The following is a 20,041-nucleotide window of genomic DNA, read 5'->3' as shown; positions in this document are numbered from 1 at the left end:
ATGAAAGGAGAAACGGATGTCTTATGATGTGGCTGTGATCGGAGCGGGTCCAGGTGGTTATGTAGCAGCAATAAAGGCGGCGCAACTGGGACTTAAAGTAGCAATTATTGAAAAGCGTACAACATTAGGAGGAACATGTCTCAACGTTGGTTGTATTCCTTCTAAAGCGTTGTTGCATGCTTCAGAAGTGTTTTCTGAAACCCAACATGGTTTTGAAACGCTTGGTATTTCTATTGGTAAATCTAAGCTTAATCTTGAACAAATGATGGTTCATAAGAAAGCTGTGGTGACGGCCAATACGAGTGGTGTTTCTTTTTTGATGAAAAAAAATAAAGTTGATACTTTTTTTGGGACAGCCAAAATTTTGAGTGCGGGTCATGTGGAAGTTGTTGCCAGAGATGGTAATAAACAAACAATTGAAACAAAAAATATTATTATTGCTACCGGTTCAGAGAGTTCAGGCATTCCAGGAGTGAATGTTGAAATTGATGAAAAGACTATTGTTTCTTCTACGGGAGCTCTTTCACTTGAAAAAGTACCAACGCATATGATTGTCGTGGGTGCTGGTGTCATTGGTTCAGAACTTGGATCAGTTTGGAGCCGTTTAGGTGCTAAGGTGACCATTATTGAGTATCTTAATAAAGTTTTGGGCTCAATGGATGGTGAAGTTTCACGGCAATTTCAGAAGTTAATGGAAAAACAGGGGATTGAATATAAAACGGGTGCAAAGGTAACAGCTGTTACACAATCTGGCTCAACTGCTCAGGTGAGCTTTGAATCTGTCAAAGGTGGTGAATCTGAAACTTTAGAGGCTGATGTTGTGCTTATTGCTACTGGACGTTCTCCTTATACAGAGGGGCTTGGCTTACAAGAGGTTGGTATTCAGTTAGATGAACGCGGATTTATTGCAATTGATGCTCATTGGCAGACGAATGTTCCAGGAATTTATGCGATTGGTGATGTTGTAAAAGGACCAATGCTAGCACATAAAGCAGAGGAAGAAGGCGTTGCTGTGGCAGAAATTTTGGCAGGTCAAAAAGGGCATGTTAATTTTGATGTTATTCCTAGTGTTGTTTATACACAGCCGGAAATTGCGAGTGTAGGAAGGACAGAAGAAGAGCTAAAAACTGCTGGCATTGAATATAATGTTGGCAAATTTCCTTTTATGGCCAATGGTCGTGCACGTGCAATGCAAAAGAGTGATGGGTTTGTTAAAATCCTTTCTGATAAAAAAACAGATCGGGTATTAGGGGGGCATATTCTTGGATTTGGTGCTGGTGAAATGATCCATGAAATTGCAGTTTTAATGGAATTTGGTGGTTCATCAGAAGATCTGGGACGTTGTTGCCATGCACATCCTACCTTATCAGAAGCTGTGCGTGAGGCAGCTTTGGCAACATTTGCTAAACCACTTCATATTTAAAAAGCTTTTAAAAAGTAAATTTTAAAAGGTACGGGGGGCAGAAAATATTTGTGAAGCATGCAACAACATTTTAAAACTTTAAAAAAGAATATAACCAATTGTATTGAAGTGTTCCGTTTGTTGTATGCTTTTCGATAATTACTGTTTTAGATATCTGTTGTGCAGTTTTGATTGATTATTCTGTTGTGCACTATCGTTTAGAGAGGTGGTGTTTAGTCTATGTAAAGTTTTATATATGGGGTAGTTTTTATACTGTTATAAAATATTTAAGATAGGATTCTGAGCCTATCTGCGTGCTTTGTGTTAAGAAAACATCTCTCAAAATGCCCAAATCTACTTCGCAATGGTGCTCGTGAATGGTATAGCTGTAAAGTTTCTCTTGAAATATATGAAATTCATTCAAACTGTTATAAGACCTATTGTGCACCATCATCTTTATGTTTAGTAAAAGTACACGCTGACATTGATAATACACTTTTTCAGTTCTCAATATTGCTAAAGCTTTTTATTATTTGAGAGTTTTCATAAGAGAATTTTTATTCTGTTCTTTTATCATTTTACCTCACACGCTCGCTTTGTTTGTGATGTGCAGAAAAAAGATTTTAATTGCTTCAATGTGAGAGAGTTTGTGATTAAGAGAATTTTACAGTATTCAGCGTTATGAATCAACATGTTATATATGATGATGAATCATATGAAAAGGGAAGCCAAGAGGAATTCATTCACCCGAAGAAATTGAATTGTTTAATGATTGGTATAGGTTAAGGATCTTTGTCATTTAAGATGAAGAAGGGAGGAATTGAATATTCTACAAAATACCGCTCTTCTTTAAAAGAGCGGTATTTTTATATCTTTTGTTTATGACACTATCTTTTTGATGATAATGACAAGTTATACAGTGTGATTAAATTAGTTTTTTCTTCTCTGTTTTTCTTGATCATTGCTCGCTATGTCTTAAAAAGATGCTATGTCTCTTCTTTACGGTTGTTAAGAAATCGCAATGTTGCCAAAACATAACGAATAGCTAAAATTTTTTTGAAAACCATAATTACACGAGAATATTAAGTTTGTTTTCATTGGGCAGTTTTATGATAACTTAAAAAATTAAGCATATGCTTTCTATAGGTATTAAAATTGTAATTTTTTATCCTCTTGTTGTTCTCTTATAAAAGTGGGAAGCCCCATATGATCAAGATATTTAAGGAAAGGGTGGGGTGGTAACTCTTCCACATTGACCATAGTTTTAACATCCCATTCACCTGTGGCAATAAGAAGAGCTGTTGCGGCTGCTGGTACACCAGCCGTATAGGAAATGCCTTGTGCCCCAGTTTCATGAAAAGCTTGTTTGTGATCGGCTATATTATAGATAAAAATTTCTCTCGGTTTTCCATCTTTTTCGCCTTTAATAAGATCTCCAATACAGGTTTTTCCTGTGTAGTCTGGGGCGAGAGAGGAAGGGTCGGGTAAGACGGCCTTTACGACTTTCAAGGGAACGACTTCTTGTCCTTCTGCTGTCTTAATGGGCTGTTCAGATAAGAGACCAAGATTTTTTAGAACCGTAAAAACAGTGATATAACGATCACCAAATCCCATCCAGAAACGGACATTCTCTACATCAAGATTTTTGGAAAGTGAATGAATTTCATCATGTCCTGTCATATAGGCTTTTTGTTTTCCCACAACGGGAAGATCCCATTCATGGCTGACTTCAAACATTTTATTGGAAGTCCATTTTTTATTTTGCCACGACCATACTTGTCCTGTAAATTCACGGAAGTTAATTTCTGGATCAAAATTTGTAGCAAACCAACGTCCATGATTTCCGGCATTAATATCAATAATATCAATATCTGTGATTTTATCAAAATAATCATCGCGCGCTAATGCTGCATAAGCATTCACTACACCTGGGTCAAAACCTGCTCCTAAAATAGCGGTTATACCAGCTTTTTCACATTCTGGACGCCGAGGCCATTCATAATTTCCATACCAAGGAGGTGTTTCACAAATTTTCAATGGGTCTTCATGAATTGCGGTATCGATATAAGCGCATTTGGTTTCAATACAAGCTGAAAGAACAGACATATTAAGAAAAGCAGAACCAACATTAATGACAATTTCGCATTTGGTCTTTTGGATGAGCTTTATAGTTTCTTCTACATTCATGGCATTGAGCGAATAGCTTTTGAGAACACCTTGCTCTTTCATTGTGTTTTTTTCTTTAATAGAAGAAATGATGGCTTCACATTTTTTGAGTGTTCGTGAAGCAATATGAATTTCACCAAGAATATCATTGTTTTGAGCACATTTGTGTGCAACAACTTGTGCAACACCTCCAGCACCAATAATGAGAACATTTTTTTTCATTGTAGGTCCATCTCCCTTTTTAATACTGTTGTATGACGTTTTTATGGTTGGTCTTTATGAAAGGCTTTCCTGATAGTCGTTATAGCTGAATTGGCGTTGAAGTATTAATGTACCATCGCACTCTTTGAGAACAATAGCAGGCATTGTAACGCCATTAAACCAGTTTTTCTTGACCATTGTATACCCTGCTGCATCCTGAAAAGACAGTCTATCGCCTATTTTAAGAGGTTTTTGAAATTGAAATGTTCCAAAAATATCGCCGGCGAGACAAGATTTTCCACAAATCATAATTTCGTGTGGTCCTTGATTGGGTTCTAATTTAGCATTTTCACGATAAATGAGAAGATCGAGCATATGTGCTTCAATTGAGCTATCAACGATGGCTAGATTCTTTTCATTATACAATGTGTCAAGAACACTGACTTCTAATGTGGTACTTTGGGTAATAGCAGCTTCTCCTGGTTCTAGGAAAAGAGTGACACCATGGGTTTCAGAAAATTGTTTTAAGCGTTTTGCGAAAGCTTCTAGAGGGTAATTCTCAGCCGTAAAATGGATTCCGCCGCCAAGGCTTATCCAGTCAACAGCAGAAAAAAGTTCTGCAAATTTTTCTTCCATATATCCAAGCATTTGGTTAAAAAGATTAAAGTCAGCATTTTCACAATTGTTATGGATCATCAATCCGTTGATAAGAGGCAGAACTTCTTTAATAGCGCTTTGGTTTGTTTCTCCTAAGCGGCTAAAAGGGCGGGATGGATTGGCAAGATCAAAATTTGATGCACTGATTCCTGGGTTTAACCTTAAACCTCTTTGAATGGTTTTTGTTGCATCAGAAAAGCGTTGGAGCTGTTGGATGGAATTAAAGATGATTTTATCTGCATAACCACAGGCTTCATCAATTTCATTATCTGCCCAAGCCACTGAATAAGCATGGGTTTCTTTGCCAAATTTTTCTCTTCCTAAACGTAGTTCATAAAGGGATGATGATGTGGTTCCATCCATGAACTCAGACATTAAATCAAAAACACTCCATGTGGCAAAACATTTTAAAGCAAGTAAAATTTTAGCTCTGGACATTTCCCGTAAACGAGAAATTGTTTGCATATTTTTGATGAGTTTCGATTTGTCTATAAGATAATAGGGGGTTTTTATCATCATTTATTCATTCTTTTTTGAAGGATCTTATTGCCAAGATCAACGTTTAGTACAAAGAGTAACAGAATGTCTCAAGAAAAAAGAGTCTTAAGAAAAGAATCTGTTTCTGTCTAGCAAGAGAAAGGCTTTCTGTAATTACTGTTGTTTATTATGTTGAGTTTTTTGTTATGAGTATGAAAAAAAAATTATATTATGCTTTAGCTTTTGTATTTGTTAGCAGTTTTTTCATTATAACAACCACTTTTGTTAATTGGGGGCAAAATAGAAGTGACGCTAAAGCCAAATTGGTTAGTCAGACTTCTGTCCTAGATAGTTCGGTGCCTCTGATTTTTACGGGGCGTAGAGAGCTTAATGGTTTCAAAGGTTATCGTCATTATCGGCGTGGTTATCGTAAATACAGTGATAATTGGTGGTATCCTGAAATGGCATTTGTTACATCACTACACTTAAGCACAAAAGGCGCATCATTAAAAGTTGTACCAGATGCTAAAAAAGTGTTTTTAACGTCTTCTTCGGAAAAATTAGAAAAAAAAGAGCCATGGATGCTTAAACAACACATTGAATCTTGCCGTGTACGTTATCGCTCTTATAATAAAAATGATAATAGTTTTCAGCCTTTTCATGGGGGGCGTAGGCAGTGTCTATCACGCTTTTTTAAAGGATAGAAATTAAATAAAATTTTAATTGCTTCTTGTCGTGAGCGTTATTGTTCTTACAATAAAGAGAAGACTTGTGTGGTGCGCAGTATTTTCATGCAAGCATTGTTTTTTTTAAATTTAAATGCTTTTAAGTTTTATTAAATCTTATTATCATTAAGTGTAGAATGGGGGGTGAGAATATAAGTTTTTGTTTTGTCGATGACAAAATATTAAGGTAAAATGGAGTTTAAAGAATGACAACACGGGAAGCAATGTTGGTATTGCTCGTTTTGCTTCCCTTTGGTGGAAGTGCTGTCATTGGCTTTTTTCGTTCGACAGCAAAAAATAATGAAGCTTGGTTTGCTGGGGTTGTCGCACTTTTCTGTCTTATTTTTACAATAATGCTTTATCCGGAAGTTCGTGGAAACCACATAGTGCGTTTAGATATTTCTTGGCTTCCAGAATGGGGAAGCAATTTGATTCTCCGCATAGATGGTTTGTCGTGGCTTTTTTGCTTGCTTATTACAGGGATTGGGCTGCTTGTTGTCATTTATTCACGTTATTACATAGATCCAGCGGATTCTGTACCGCGTTTTTTTTCCTTTTTTTTGGCCTTTATGGGATCAATGATAGGAATAGTTTTATCAGGTAATCTCGTCTTTTTGGTTGTTTTCTGGGAACTCACCAGTATTTTTTCTTTTTTGCTGATCGGCTATTGGTACCATAATGCAAGTGCGCGTGAGGGTGCGCGTATGGCTCTAACGATCACAGGTTTTGGCGGCTTTGCTCTTTTTATTGGCGTTTTATTGATTGGGTATACTGTTGGCAGTTTTGATTTGGATAAGGTGCTACAGTCTGGAGATATGATCCGGTTAAGTTCTCTTTATAGTCCTATCCTTATTTGTATTTTATTGGGAGGGTTAACAAAAAGCGCGCAATTTCCTTTTCATTTTTGGCTACCCAACGCGATGGCTGCTCCAACCCCCGTATCGGCTTATTTGCATTCGGCAACAATGGTAAAAGCGGGATTGTTTTTGCTCGTTCGTTTATGGCCTGTGCTCTCTGGAACAGAATCTTGGTTTTGGCTGGTTGGCTTTTCAGGACTCTCAACTCTTCTTCTAGGTGCCTATTTTTCCATGTTTCAGCAAGACTTGAAAGGACTGCTTGCTTACTCGACTATTAGTCATCTTGGATTAATTACAACACTTTTAAGTCTTGGTAGTCCACTTGCATGTGTTGCGGCGATCTTTCATATGGCCAATCATGCTACTTTTAAAGCTTCTTTATTTATGGCTGCTGGCATTATTGATCACGAGACGGGAACACGTGATATGCGTAAACTGTCAGGGCTTTATCGTTCTATGCCTATTACAGCAACTCTTGCTTTAGTTGCGAGTGCAGCGATGGCTGGGGTTCCTTTGTTGAATGGTTTTTTATCGAAAGAGATGTTTTTTGCTGAAGCTGTTGAAACGCATATGGAATCATGGCTCGATTGGATTGCACCTTATGTGGCAACGCTGGCCAGTCTGTTTAGTGTGACCTATTCTATACGCTTTATTCATGGCGTTTTTTTAGGATCAAAGCCTGACAATTTGCCCAAGACTCCCCATGAACCACCGCATTTCATGCGTTTACCAATGGAGCTTTTGGTGTTTATTTGTTTAGCGGTTGGTATTTTTCCTAATTTAACAATAGGACCTATTTTAGATAATGCGGTCGTGTCTGTTTTAGGACCAATGACAATTCCTTATAGTTTGGCTGTTTGGCATGGGTTTAACACTCCATTAGTGATGAGCTTTGTTGCATTATTAGGGGGCGGATTGCTCTATGCTGTTGGGCATCGTTATTTTTTATCCTGTGATGATGGGGCTCCTTTTTTCCGTCACTTAAAAGGGCCGCGTATTTTTGAACGCATTCTCGTAATTATTTCTTGGAAATGGGCACGTGCGGTGGAGTCTGCTTTGTCAACACGCCGTTTGCAGATCCAATTGCATTGGATTTTTTGGGTCTGTTTTGCCTTTGTTGGTCTTTTACTTTGGTGCGATGGTTTCATTCCAGTGGGGACATTACCGCTTTTTCCACTTGATATTCCTTTTCTCGCTCTTTGGCTGGTTGGCGGATTATGTGCGCTTTTAGTGGCTTGGCGAGCAAAGTTTCATCGTCTTGCTTCACTTATGCTTTTAGGGGGAGCTGGTTTGATGACTTGTACAACCTTTTTATGGCTTTCTGCTCCTGATTTAGCAATAACACAATTGGTTGTTGAGGTTGTTACAGTCGTTTTATTATTGCTTGGTTTACGGTGGTTGCCTAAACGTTTGCATGACCCTGGGCCAGCTGCTGTTCATTTTTGGGTTCGCTTGCGTCGTTTCCGTGATTTCATCATATCCCTTGTAGGAGGTGCTGGTGTAGCATGGCTTTCTTTTGCAGTGATGACACGTCCTCAAGGTACGACGATTTCTGATTTTTTTCTAACACATGCTTACTCAGATGCTGGTGGTCGCAATGTTGTGAATGTGTTATTGGTTGATTTCCGTGGTTTTGATACCATGGGAGAAATTGTGGTTTTGGGTGTTGTTTCCCTTACTGTTTTTGCACTCTTACGACGTTTTCGTCCTGCGCCTGAGAGTATTGATGCGCCTTTTCAACAACGTATCCAGAAAGCCTTTGATATAGCACAGCCTAATCGAAATGTGGGAGATACAGTATTGAATTATTTAGCTGTTCCTGCTGTTATTATGGGTTGGCTCTTTCCGATTATTATCGCTTTTGCTATTTATTTATTCATGCGAGGGCATGATCTGCCAGGAGGTGGATTTGTCGGTGGTATTACTTTGGCTATAGGATTTATTTTACAATATCTTGCACGCGATATTCGGTGGGTGGAAACGCATTTGAGAGTTTTACCTTTGCGTTGGATAGGCTTTGGTTTATTATTGTCAGTCGTAACGGGGATGGGCTCTTGGTTTTTTGGATATCCTTTTTTAACATCCTTTTTTCGATATATTCATCTTCCGTTAATTGGGAAAGTTCCCATGGCATCTGCTTTTTTGTTTGATTTTGGTGTGCTTTCTCTTGTGTTAGGAGCAACTGTTCTCATTTTAATTGCACTTGCACACCAGTCAATTCGGAGTTACCGAATCGGTAAGAAACCTATTTTAAAAGAGAAGGAAAATTAATGGAAATTGTTCTTTCTTTGGGTATCGGTGTTTTTGTCGGATCAGGTATTTGGCTTGTTTTGCGTCCACGTACTTTTCAAGTCATTCTTGGTTTGTCCTTGATCTCCTATGGTGTTAATCTTTTTATATTTTCAATGAGTAGACCGCGTAGTAATGCTGCTCCAATTGTTGATTCTACCACTGTTATTAATCCAGCTAATTATGTCGATCCTCTCCCACAAGCCTTGGTTTTAACTGCGATTGTGATTGGTTTTGCAACAACAGCTTTATTTTTAGTTATCTTGTTGGTTTCACGTGGTTTAACGGGTTCTGATCACGTTGATGGACGTGAGGTGCAATAATGGAAATAGGAGTGCATCATCTCCTTATTTTGCCTATTCTTTTGCCGTTAATCACTGGAGCACTTCTTCTTTTTTATGATGAACGTCGTGCAAAACTTAAATCATTCATCAGTCTTTCTTCTGCGGGATTGTTGGTTGTTACTGCCATTTTATTGATTATACATACTCTTGAAATAGCACCGGCTTGCGATGTTTATCGACTTGGTAATTGGCCGTCTTCTTTTGGAATTGTTTTAGTCCTTGATCGCTTAAGCGCTATGATGCTTTTACTTTCCAGCTTGTTGGTGACTAGCGTGTTGGTTTTTGCGCGGGCTCATTGGTACAAAGCTGGCTCTCATTTTCAGTCACTAATGCAATTTTTTATGGTGGGGATAAATGGTGCTTTTTTGACTGGCGATTTATTTAATTTATTTGTGTTTTTTGAAGTTATGTTAACGGCTTCCTATGGGCTTGCTTTGCATGGTTCTGGTCAGACACGCGTGCGTGCAGGGTTGCATTATGTTGTGGTTAATCTTGTTGCTTCATTATTTTTTTTAGTTGGTATAGCGCTCATTTATGGAGTCGTTGGTACTCTTAATATGGCCGATTTGGCTGTTAAAATAAAATATATATCTTCTACAGATATTGTTTTGTTCGAAATAGGTGTTGCACTTTTAGGTATTGCTTTTTTGCTTAAAGCGGGTATGTGGCCGCTTAATTTTTGGTTGGTGCCAGCTTACAGTGCAGCAGCAGCGCCTGTTGGAGCTTCTTTTGCACTTTTGAGCAAGGTTGGTATTTATATTATTTTACGTTTAACGTTGCTATGGTTTGGTCCTGAAAGTGAATATTTTAACCATTTTGGTCATACAGTTTTGTTTTATGGTGGGCTTGCCACTATGATTATTGGTTTTATTGGAGTATTGGCGAGCCAAGTTTTGGTGCGTTTGGCAGCTTATAGCGTTCTTGTCTCTTCTGGCACATTGTTGGCTGCGATCGGGATAGGCAATGCAGCACTGACAGCAGGCGCACTTTTTTATATTGTTTCTTCAACTTTAGCACTGGGAGCTTTTTTTCTTTTGGTAGAGTTGGTTGAACGCTGTCAAGATGTGGCTGCTAATGTTCTTGCTGTCACAATGGAGGTGTATGGTGACGATGAAGAGGAGGAAGAAGATGAAGTTGGCATCTATTTTCCAGTAACCTTGGCAATTCTTGGAGCTTGTTTTGGTATCTGTGCCATTTTGATTATTGGATTGCCGCCTTTTTCTGGTTTTGTTGCTAAATTTATGATGTTCATGGCAATTTTAAATCACAGTAGAGAGGATTTTTCTGCCTCTCTACCGGTTTACCAAGATTGGCTTTTTGTAGTTTTTGTCACTCTCTCTGGTTTTGCGGCTTTGATTGCATTGACACGAACGGGTATCCGAACTTTTTGGGTTTCTCTTGAAGGGCGTATTCCCCGTGTGCAAGTGATAGAATTTGCGCCTATTGCCGCTCTCCTTGCTTTGTGTTTTCTTATAACAATTGTAGCCAGTCCTGTTAGTCATTATATGTCTGAAACTGCTAAGACTTTGTATGAACCTCAAAACTATATTAGGAGCGTTTTAACGGATTTTTCTCTCGAAAATAGGGAGGTGAGTAAATGAATCGTTTTTGTCCTTCCCCTTTTTTCAGTGGTGTCATTGTCCTTATGTGGCTTATTTTAAATGGTTTTAGTTTAGGGCAATTGCTTTTAGGGATTTTAACCGCTTTGTTTTGTGGTTGGATGATACGGCTTCTGGAGCTGGAGAAGGCTGTTATTAAAAGCTGGAGTGCGGTTTTTCGTCTCGTTTTTCGAGTATTTATAGATTCTATATTCTCAAATGTTTCGGTGGCTTGGTCTGTTTTAACAAAAAGGTCTCGAGAGCAGAAATCTGGTTTTATTGTAGTACCTCTTCTGCTTCATAATCGCACTGCTTTGGCTATTTTAGCATGCATCCTTTCGGCAACCCCTGGAACTGCTTGGGTTGCCTATAATAGTAAAAAGGGTGAACTTTTGCTTCATGTCTTAAATTTAAAAAATGGATATGATTACAAACAGTTGATCAAACAACGGTATGAGCAATTGCTTTTGGAGATTTTTTTATGAGTATGGTGATTCTTTATTGGGGACTTTTCTTTTCACAGTTTTTTTTAAGTTTAGCGGTGATTTTTGCGCTGTTTCGGTTGATTCGTGGTCCACGGGCGCAGGATAGAATTGTTGGTTTGGATGCCCTTTATATAACCACTATTCTTTTGTTTCTTACATTCGATATTCGTTCAGGAACAACCACTTATTTTGTCGCAGCTCTCATTATTGGATTGTTGGGATCTGTCTCAAGCATCGCTTTGGCGAAATTTCTTATGCGGGGGGAGATTATTGAATGAAAGATGATATATCGCTTTTGGTTGCTATTGCTATCACAGTTTTCTTAATATTAGGGTCTGGATTGACATTGATCGCAACGATAGGTTTGGTGCGTTTTTCCAATTTTTATAAGCGTTTGCATATGCTTTCAGTATGTACGAGTTGGGGCGTTGGTAGTATTCTTATTTCTTCATTTCTTTATTCAATATTTGTGGACCATTATTTTGTTTTTCATGAAGTTTTGCTGATGTTTTTTTTGTTTTTAACAGCACCGGTAGCTTCTATGTTGCTTTCACATACAGCAGCTTATCGACATCATTCAGAAGAACAGTCAGAAAAACCGCTGGCTCTTTTATTACACCAGACGGAGGAAAAGTTACCCACGTCAGAAGGAACATCAAGAGATGAGAGCCAGCGCGGTTCTTGAAATCTTCTTTATTCTGTGCTTTTTTCTTCTACACAGTGGATGGGTTTTTCTTCTTTTGGATCATTAATAAGATCGTAAAATATGGCTTCATTTTTAGTTATCCACCAAATGTATTGACCACCCACATATTTTCCTCCAGAAGCGGCAATTACATTAGAACCAACGATGCGCTTACCGTTCCATTTTAAATCAACAAGTGCAATATTGCCAGCATTATGATAAGTTGCCTCAACATGCTCTTTACTTGTTCCCATGTCGCATTGATAGGAGACGGTCTCTGTTGTTGGTTCTGGATCATCTGGTACTTCAATGACTAAAGAACTTGCTAATGCATTAATTGAACCGAGGAGTAAAACACTTAAAGTAATGAAAAATTGTTTAGTAAAAGAAATTTTTTTCATAATATTTCCCGTATTATTTAAAATAATAATGTTGACTCATCTTTACAGAGGATAGGTTTTTTTTCTTCTGGATCCTGAGCAAGGTCATAAAGCGTGACTTCTTTGTTCTTCTCCCACCAGATATACTGAGCTCCTGCAAATTTTGCTCCTGTTGCCGCGATGACATTAGCAGCAATGACACGGTTACCGTTCCATTTGAAATCAACCAACGAAATATTGTCAGCATTAAGATAGACTGCCTCTACGCGCTCTTTACCTGTTCCAGTATCACATTGATAGGTAATGGTCTCTGTTTTGGGCTCTGGATTGTCTGGTACTTCAATGATTAAAGAACCAGCTAAGCTATTGTTTGAGCTGAAGAGTGATAAACTTAAAGCGGTGAAAAATCCTAAAATGTGCAAAGTTTTTTTCATGATGCTTCCCTATATTCCTAATATTGTGCACAAAGAATAATTTGACTGATACGATGGTGTCTACGGCAGGATTCGAACCTGCGACCCCAGGATTCATACCACTTCGATTTTCACCGCCAGCCTTATCGGCTGTTTGTGGTCTGGACTGTCTCTTCACCTTGAAGCTTTTGCTCTTTAGGTGCTGCCCGTTCAGTCTCTACACCTTTCTCTCATTTGAAAAGAGACTTGGCTCGGGATTGGCATATAGTCGCCCATGAAGCTTTCCCCGAATTTGAGCAGATTCACTTTGAGGATTTCTCCTCAAAGTGCCCAATTTCTTTAGGAATCCTGTGCTCTATCCTACTGAGCTACGCAGACATCATCATATTTAATCTTTAATAGAAGTATAAAAACGAATCAATTATATTCAATATGAATTAACGAATTTCTGTTAATTTTTGTTCCAAAAAGGATAAAACTGCATCTGGTGAAATATTTTTTGCAATAAATGATTGGCCAAGTCCGCGTGTTAAGATGAAAGTCAAATTGTTTTGCGAAACTTTTTTATCTTGGGCAATGAGAGTCATTAAAGTTTCAGCATCTGGTAGAGGCCCTGGGATATCCTTTAATTGTGTAGGCAATCCTATAAATTTGAAGTGCGCTTCAATGCGTTGTGTAAGCGTGGGGCTTATTAAATTTAATTGAGCAGAAAATTGATGAGCTAGAATCATCCCAATTGCTACACTTTCGCCATGGATTAAACGGTTAGAGTCATAAGCGGTTGCTGTTTCAAGCATGTGTCCAAATGTATGGCCGAGATTTAAGAGTGCGCGCTCTCCGGTTTCGTATTCATCGCGTGCTACAATGTCAGCTTTAAATTGGCATGAGCGAACAATGGCCTCTGTTCGCATAGGGCCATTAGAGAAAATTTTCTGCCCATTTTTTTCAAGCCACTCAAAAAAGTCAGGTTGGTTAATGAGACCGTATTTTACTATTTCTGCGTAGCCAGCGCGAAATTCGCGCGGCGGCAGGGTATCAAGAAGACACGTGTCAGCAATAACGCATTGTGGTTGATAAAAAGCACCGATAAGATTTTTGCCATATTGGTTATTGATTCCAGTTTTTCCACCAACAGAGGAATCAATTTGTGCAAGAAGCGTTGTGGGCATTTGAATGAAGTTCATACCACGGCGGATTATACTTGCTGCAAATCCTGCTAGATCGCCAATGACACCACCGCCAAAAGCAATAACACAGTCGCCTCTTTCTAAACGCGCAGCAAGAATTTGATCGATGACAACTTGCAGGGTTGAAAATGATTTTGATTGTTCTCCCGCTTCTACAATAATAGGGACAGTATGAATTTTATTTTTTGTCAATTCTGCTTGCAATATCTCCAAATAAAGGGAGGCAACATTTGTATCTGTAACAAGTGCCAAGCGCGTTTGATGAGGATCTTTTTTGTTAAGAGCATGTTTAATCTGTGAAGCAGCTTGTGTAATCAGACCCGGACCAATGATGATATCGTAACAGTGTTTGTCCAGTTTAACAGTGACGGTTTTGGTTTGCATGCTGGTTATCCCTATTGTTAATTTCTGTGTATAGGTAGTGCTGTACGGATCGTATAACATTTTGTGCTACGGTATGACGGCTTTCTTTATGACTGTTAATTGTTAAGTTTGCCTTTGCATAGATAGGATAACGCTGTTCCATGAGTTTTTGCATAGTTTCTTTAGGATTGGCTGTTTGAAGCAGGGGACGTGTTGGGTGTTTTGAGACACGTTGCATGAGGATATCAAGATCGACTTTTAGCCATATGGATATACCATTTTGGTGAATGGCTTTTCGGATATTTTCATTTATGTAGGCACCACCACCTGTTGCTAAAACAAGGGGACTTTTTTTCATGAGGTTTAGAATAACACGCTGTTCAAGAGCACGAAATTCGGATTCACCATAAATTTCAAAGAGTTCCGTGATTGTCATTTGTGCAGCTTTTTCAATTTCTTGGTCAGAATCATAAAAAGGTAAACGAAGCATGGTGGCGACGCGTTTTCCGATCACTGATTTGCCTGCCCCCATAAGACCAACAAGGACAAGTGCTCTTTTATCAAGGGACGATAAGAGCTGATTCTTTATTTGTGTTATGGGGACGCGTTTTTGTCGATTGCTTTTCATAACTTTATTTCGGCATTTATCCATCTTAAAGTCAATTCCTGTTAATCTTTGTGAGGCATAATACGAGATAGAATATTTTTGGGTAGGTTATTGTCTTATGCCAACATTGACTAGATTTTTGATGATTCTTTTCATTTTGCTTTCTGTTCTTTTCATTATAATGGGTGCTCTTGTGGTTTGGGTTGAACCAGTAACTGTGGATATGTACATTGATGTTCCTTTGGATTCATGGAATCTTTCTACGGGAGCGAATCAATGAAATGAAAAGTGATGCTGTGATAGATCATTTTCTTGAGATGATGAGTGCGGAGAGAGGGGCTTCGCCTCATACGCTTGCGGCTTATCAGCATGATTTGCAGTGGGCACAAGACGAATTGTCTTCACACTCTGTTTCGCTTTTTTCAGCACAAAAAGAAGATTTAATTACCCTTTTGTCGCTTATGCATACTTTTGGTTTTGCGGCATCGTCGCAAGCGCGCCGTTTATCGACTTTGCGTCAGTTTTATCAATTCCTTTATGCTGAAGGGTTGAGAGCAGATGATCCCTCTCATGATATTGATGCACCTCATCAGGGGCGTCCTTTGCCCAAAATCATGAGTGAAGATGCAGTGATAAAATTGCTTGATTTTGCGGAGTTAGAAGTCAATCAAGCAGACTATGGGTCCAAAGGTTATTTCCGTGCACTGCGTCTTCAGCTATTGATTGAAATGCTTTATGCAACAGGGTTACGTATTAGTGAGTTGGTGAGTCTGTCGGTTCAGTCTGTTCGAAGGAAAGAGTACAGCGTTTTGGTTCGTGGTAAGGGCAAAAAAGAACGAATGGTGCTGTTATCAAAAAAAGCATGCCAAGTTCTTTCACAGTGGTTAAATTTGCGTGATCAGGGAAAGGATGCTACGAGTTCTTATCTTTTTCCGGCGCATTCCGAGACAGGATATATTGCTCGTCAAGTCGTTGCACGGGAGTTGAAAAATCTCGCTAGAAGAGCAGGGATAGGAAGTGATAGCTTTTCTCCCCATGTGTTGCGTCATGCTTTTGCTAGTCATCTTTTGCAAAATGGTGCTGATTTGCGTGCCGTTCAACATTTGTTAGGTCACTCTGATATTGCTACTACTCAGATTTATACCCATGTGTTGGAAGAGGGACTTTATCGTTTAGTCAATGAGCATCATCCACTTGCCGATGAGCAAAAGGCTCGTTAAAGAAAAGGTGATGTTTTTGAAAAAGACTTTATAAAGCAAATTATAAGTGTATAAGTGACACTGAATGAGTTGACACAAATGTATAATTATCTTGATTTTGAAAAACCAGTTGCTGATCTTGATGGGAAAATTCTTGAATTAAAAAAAATTTCTCAGGAAAAAGGCAGTCTTGATATGAGTGACGAGATTGCTCGTCTTGAAACGCGTTCCCAAACAGCGTTGCGCGATATTTATAAAAAATTATCGCCGTGGCAGAAAACACAAGTTGCTCGTCATCCGGATCGTCCCCATTTTATGGACTATTCTAAACGCCTATTGAGTGACGTTACGCCTTTGGCCGGAGATCGCAAGTTTGCTGAAGATGAGGCTATTCAAGCGGGGTTTGCACGCTTTAAAGGTGAGGCCATTGCTTATATCGGTCAAGAGAAAGGTCACGATACGCAAACACGTTTGCGCTATAATTTTGGTTCTGCACGTCCAGAAGGCTATCGTAAAGCTGTACGTATTATGGAAATGGCTGACCGCTTTGGTTTGCCACTCCTCACTTTTATTGATACAGCAGGTGCTTATCCTGGGGTAAGCGCTGAAGAACGTGGGCAAGCGGAAGCAATTGCTCAATCAACAGCTACAACTTTGCGTTTGAAAGTTCCTGTGGTTTCCGTTGTTATTGGAGAAGGCGGTTCTGGAGGGGCGATAGCAATCGCGGCTGCCAACAAAGTTTATATGTTGGAGCACGCAATTTACTCTGTTATTTCACCAGAAGGAGCAGCTTCTATCTTATGGCGTGATCCAGCTCGTGCAAAAGATGCTGCAATGAATATGCGTATTACCGCTCAAGATTTGTATCGCTTAAAGATTATTGATGGCATTATTTCGGAACCTTTAGGGGGAGCGCATCGTGACAAAGAGATTGTCATTGATGCAACGGGTGATGTTATTTCAGAGGCTTTAAAAGCTATGGCTGGAAAAGATGGTCAAGTGCTTAAACAAGAGAGAAGGGAAAAATACCTTCAAATTGGTCGATCTCTAACATAGGTTATTTTTTGTGAGGGGTGTTGGATTGGAGTTTTATTCGATGACATTTAGCAGATTCCTCGCTGTGTGTGTGTTGTTTGTAATGGGACTATTGACAGCATGTGAAGGAAGATTACCAGCCTCTATTCGCGCTAAAGTTGAGCAGCCATTGCCGCAAGAAATTAAAAATAGAATGGTTCTGTATGATATAGATCCCTATGCACCGATTATGATGCGGTTTTTTAAGGAAGAAAATCTTGCTGAAGTTTGGAAGCAATCTCGTTCAGGACCTTTTATATTGGTTGCTCGCTATGGCATTTGCAAATGGTCTGGTAAGCTTGGACCTAAATATAAAGAAGGGGATCTTCAGACACCAGAGGGTTTTTATACTATTAGCGCAAACCAAATGAATCCTTATTCAAAATATTATCTCTCTTTTAATATAGGATTTCCTAACCTGTATGATCAGGAAAATGGTCGCACAGGAAGCAATCTTATGGTGCATGGTTCTTGCTTTTCCGCAGGTTGTTATTCTATGAGTGATAAGAACATGGCTCAGATTTATGCGTTTGCACGGGATGCTTTTAAAGGAGGACAAAGAGAGTTTCAGTTGCAGGCTTTTCCTTTCCGCATGACCGAGGATAATATGTCACGTCATAGCAAGAATCCTCATTATCAATTCTGGGTTATGCTTAAGAAAGGTTATGATTTTTTTGAAAAAAATCGTCAACCTCCAACTGTTGAGGTTTACGGAAAACGTTACGTTTTTAATCGCGATATTGATAAAACTTCAGTTTCTCTAATGCAGTGAGTGTTATTGTATCCTACAGCACCGTAAACACTATTACTTAATAATGGTGATACAGGATATGCAAAAACTTTGCACATAAGGTATTTAAGCGAGTAGTCAATATTTTAAAGCGCAGAGTTTTTTCATAGAGCTTTATGTAAGTAAATCATATGAAGTGAGAAGCCAAGAGGAACTTTCTCAAGGAAGTTGGATTGTTTGCACATCGTTACTGGTATCAACCTTCGTTTGAGTAAGTTAACATGAAATGTACCTCTCTTTTTATTCTTTTATGCTGTGAAATATTGTCTTGTCGTGCTGTTATATAAGATACATTCACATATTTTAAAATGCGATATTGCCTCTGTCTGATTTTGGTTTTTTTCTTAACAGGGATTTTGATTTCAATTAGCTTGAATAAATATAGAGTTGAGCAGAATATTTTAGAACCAAGAATTTGGCCAATCGGTCTGTGAAATGAATCACATGAAGTTATTTGCAGATGAAGCGCATTTAGAGAGAAAACAATCTGTTTTCAGATTGATGGGTATTAATTTTTTTATCGTAACAATTTGATTTATAATGATAATTTAGTTTTTTCAAGTCAAATTAGAGCCCTGAATGCCGTAAGATTTTCTCATTTCAAAGCCGTTCCATGTTGAATAAATTAAAACCATTTGCTTGCACGTTACAAGCGGGGATCGCTGCGTGGGTGAAATTGTACAAGAAAGACTAAAATGCTTTTTACAAACCGTTTTAAGTGCCAAGAGCTTGTTTCAACATTGGGAATTAGCAAAGTGTGTAATGGTGCCGGTTTGCTCCTTTAAAAGCATAAAGATGGTGGTGCCAATGAATTTAATGTTATATCATTGAAGGGGCGAAAAAATTAAAATTTTATTCCTGGAATGACCAGAGGATTTTCTAAGAGAGCTGTTTTATCTGCAGTATCTATTGCTGGTTTATTAAAAAAAGCATTGAGGAGCTTTTGTATTGCTTCTTTTTCAACACCATCGGCAATGATGACAAAACGTGTTTGTTTTATTCCTTTTGGCCATGCTGGCAATCTTATGGGAGGATGAAAAAATGTTTGTACGCCATGTAATACAAGTGGGCGATAAGGGTCATCACGCAATGCGATAATTGCTTTAATACGTAATAATTTTGTACCATAGCGCTCTTGTAGGAGATCTAAAAAAGCTTCAATTGTGGCGTAATCAACAGGATCCTCACAGTTTAGTGAAAAGGTACGAATGGTTTTATGGGGGGTATGATCATGTGGGGTAGTCGTAAGATTTTGTTTAAGTTTTGTATTTTCTCCTTTTTCATCCCATAATGTGTTATTTATTAATAGATTTGAACAGAAACCTTCAGAATGGGCGTCAATGATTTGTGCTGTGGGATTCATTGTTTTAAGTGTGCTAAGGAGTGTATCTGAAAGCGTTTGTGGGTCTCTAAGATCTGTTTTGGTGAGAATGATTTTATCAGCAAATATTAATTGTTTATATATTTCAGGGTAGCGCTTACATATGGAAAGTGGGCTTAATGTATCAAATGTTGCAATAACAGCATTTATGGACAATGTTTGAATAAACAATGGGTGGCTTAAAAGTATTTGTAAAATAGGGGCGGGATCAGCCATCCCTGTGGTTTCAATGATAATATGATGGAGTTGTTTGATCTGTCCTGTCTGAACGCGATTTATTAAATCAATTAATGTGTCGATGAGATCACTGCGTAAATTGCAACATAAGCAACCATTGGCAAGCTCAATAATTCCTTCTGTCGTTTTTTCAACCAGAAGGTGATCAATACTGATTTCGCCGAATTCATTGATGATAACAGCACATTCTGTTAGAAGAGGGTCTTGTAGCATACGGTTGAGCAAAGTTGTTTTGCCAGAGCCTAAAAAACCCGTAATAAGCGTGAGAGGGATGCGCTTTATTTTCATGTTAATCATCAATCATAGTTTTGTTTTTAAAAAATATATCTCAGTATGTCGAACCAATTTATAATGGTGTCCGTGAGGGATATAATGGTTAATCCCCCATGAAATCTACTTTACCACTATCTTTACGCTTATAAAGGTAGGTGCACGTGGGTATATCATACACTTTTTAGCGTCAATTTTATGATAATTCTTGGTTCTTAAAAGGATTTATAGGAAGGATTTTTATTCCTTGTTTT

18 protein-coding genes are annotated in these 20,041 nt (G+C 38.5%); 11 read left to right on the top strand and 7 right to left on the bottom strand.

What is annotated here, in order from left to right; translation table 11 throughout:
* The first annotated feature begins 16 nt into the window (after positions 1-16).
* Positions 17-1,423, top strand: coding sequence for a dihydrolipoyl dehydrogenase (gene lpdA, locus ACFILZ_RS00395; RefSeq protein WP_375606075.1), 1,407 nt, complete (start codon positions 17-19; stop codon positions 1,421-1,423).
* A 1,128-nt stretch (positions 1,424-2,551) separates the two neighbouring features.
* On the opposite strand, the gene ACFILZ_RS00390 is transcribed toward lpdA, so the two are convergent.
* A complete protein-coding gene (locus tag ACFILZ_RS00390; RefSeq protein WP_375609972.1) occupies positions 2,552-3,790 on the bottom strand; it encodes a saccharopine dehydrogenase NADP-binding domain-containing protein in 1,239 nt (412 codons plus the stop codon).
* Positions 3,791-3,844: 54 nt separating this feature from the next.
* Positions 3,845-4,942 carry a carboxynorspermidine decarboxylase gene (locus ACFILZ_RS00385; protein WP_375606224.1) on the bottom strand — a complete coding sequence of 366 codons (1,098 nt, stop codon included), beginning with the start codon at positions 4,940-4,942 and terminating at the stop codon, positions 3,845-3,847.
* Between the two features lie 167 nt (positions 4,943-5,109).
* Here ACFILZ_RS00385 and ACFILZ_RS00380 point away from each other — a divergent pair, with 167 nt between their 5' ends.
* The 7 genes from ACFILZ_RS00380 (at position 5,110) to mnhG (ending at position 11,886) form a co-directional block, all read left to right on the top strand.
* Entirely contained in the window at positions 5,110-5,607 is a 498-nt protein-coding gene (locus tag ACFILZ_RS00380; protein WP_375609971.1) for a BA14K family protein, read from the top strand.
* Positions 5,608-5,834: 227 nt separating this feature from the next.
* Positions 5,835-8,756: a monovalent cation/H+ antiporter subunit A gene (locus tag ACFILZ_RS00375; protein WP_375609970.1), complete on the top strand. Its 2,922-nt coding sequence runs from the start codon at positions 5,835-5,837 to the stop codon at positions 8,754-8,756.
* Positions 8,756-9,097 (top strand): Na+/H+ antiporter subunit C, encoded by a 342-nt coding sequence (locus ACFILZ_RS00370; RefSeq protein WP_375606071.1) that lies wholly within the window; start codon positions 8,756-8,758, stop codon positions 9,095-9,097. The genes ACFILZ_RS00375 and ACFILZ_RS00370 overlap by 1 nt, the downstream gene beginning before the upstream one ends.
* Positions 9,097-10,719 (top strand): monovalent cation/H+ antiporter subunit D, encoded by a 1,623-nt coding sequence (locus tag ACFILZ_RS00365; RefSeq protein WP_375609969.1) that lies wholly within the window; start codon positions 9,097-9,099, stop codon positions 10,717-10,719. The genes ACFILZ_RS00370 and ACFILZ_RS00365 overlap by 1 nt, the downstream gene beginning before the upstream one ends.
* Complete coding sequence (locus ACFILZ_RS00360) at positions 10,716-11,201, top strand: Na+/H+ antiporter subunit E (RefSeq protein WP_375606069.1); 486 nt, start codon at positions 10,716-10,718, stop codon at positions 11,199-11,201. Before ACFILZ_RS00365 ends, ACFILZ_RS00360 begins: the two co-directional genes overlap by 4 nt.
* A complete protein-coding gene (locus ACFILZ_RS00355; RefSeq protein ID WP_375606068.1) occupies positions 11,198-11,479 on the top strand; it encodes a K+/H+ antiporter subunit F in 282 nt (93 codons plus the stop codon). The genes ACFILZ_RS00360 and ACFILZ_RS00355 overlap by 4 nt, the downstream gene beginning before the upstream one ends.
* Positions 11,476-11,886 carry a monovalent cation/H(+) antiporter subunit G gene (mnhG, locus tag ACFILZ_RS00350; RefSeq protein WP_375606067.1) on the top strand — a complete coding sequence of 137 codons (411 nt, stop codon included), beginning with the start codon at positions 11,476-11,478 and terminating at the stop codon, positions 11,884-11,886. The genes ACFILZ_RS00355 and mnhG overlap by 4 nt, the downstream gene beginning before the upstream one ends.
* 8 nt (positions 11,887-11,894) lie before the next feature.
* Here the strand turns inward: mnhG and ACFILZ_RS00345 are convergent, their stop codons facing one another.
* The 4 genes from ACFILZ_RS00345 to ACFILZ_RS00330 form a co-directional block, all read right to left on the bottom strand.
* Positions 11,895-12,287, bottom strand: coding sequence for an MliC family protein (locus ACFILZ_RS00345; protein ID WP_375606066.1), 393 nt, complete (start codon positions 12,285-12,287; stop codon positions 11,895-11,897).
* A 17-nt stretch (positions 12,288-12,304) separates the two neighbouring features.
* On the bottom strand, positions 12,305-12,700 hold the full coding sequence (locus ACFILZ_RS00340) for an MliC family protein (RefSeq protein ID WP_375609968.1): 396 nt from the start codon (positions 12,698-12,700) through the stop codon (positions 12,305-12,307).
* 416 nt (positions 12,701-13,116) lie between these two features.
* Positions 13,117-14,250 (bottom strand): 3-dehydroquinate synthase, encoded by a 1,134-nt coding sequence (gene aroB / locus ACFILZ_RS00335; protein ID WP_375606064.1) that lies wholly within the window; start codon positions 14,248-14,250, stop codon positions 13,117-13,119.
* Positions 14,225-14,857, bottom strand: a complete 633-nt coding sequence (locus ACFILZ_RS00330) for a shikimate kinase (protein ID WP_375606223.1) — start codon at positions 14,855-14,857, stop codon at positions 14,225-14,227. Before ACFILZ_RS00330 ends, aroB begins: the two co-directional genes overlap by 26 nt.
* Before the next feature lie 260 nt (positions 14,858-15,117).
* Here ACFILZ_RS00330 and ACFILZ_RS00325 point away from each other — a divergent pair, with 260 nt between their 5' ends.
* From ACFILZ_RS00325 to ACFILZ_RS00315, 3 genes are all read left to right on the top strand, one after another.
* Positions 15,118-16,056, top strand: a complete 939-nt coding sequence (locus ACFILZ_RS00325; protein ID WP_375609967.1) for a site-specific tyrosine recombinase XerD — start codon at positions 15,118-15,120, stop codon at positions 16,054-16,056.
* Between the two features lie 78 nt (positions 16,057-16,134).
* Positions 16,135-17,091: an acetyl-CoA carboxylase carboxyltransferase subunit alpha gene (locus ACFILZ_RS00320; protein ID WP_375606222.1), complete on the top strand. Its 957-nt coding sequence runs from the start codon at positions 16,135-16,137 to the stop codon at positions 17,089-17,091.
* A 40-nt stretch (positions 17,092-17,131) separates the two neighbouring features.
* On the top strand, positions 17,132-17,881 hold the full coding sequence (locus ACFILZ_RS00315; protein WP_375606062.1) for a L,D-transpeptidase family protein: 750 nt from the start codon (positions 17,132-17,134) through the stop codon (positions 17,879-17,881).
* An 862-nt stretch (positions 17,882-18,743) separates the two neighbouring features.
* On the opposite strand, the gene ACFILZ_RS00310 is transcribed toward ACFILZ_RS00315, so the two are convergent.
* Positions 18,744-19,805, bottom strand: coding sequence for a CobW family GTP-binding protein (locus tag ACFILZ_RS00310; RefSeq protein WP_375609966.1), 1,062 nt, complete (start codon positions 19,803-19,805; stop codon positions 18,744-18,746).
* Between the last annotated feature and the right edge of the window lie 236 nt (positions 19,806-20,041).

It is taken from the genome of Bartonella sp. AP40SXNS, assembly GCF_042195825.1.
In the GTDB taxonomy this organism is placed as follows: Bacteria; Pseudomonadota; Alphaproteobacteria; order Rhizobiales; family Rhizobiaceae; genus Bartonella.
The sequence above is the reverse complement of the archived record's forward strand: the minus strand, read 5'-3'. Positions and strand labels throughout refer to the sequence as shown.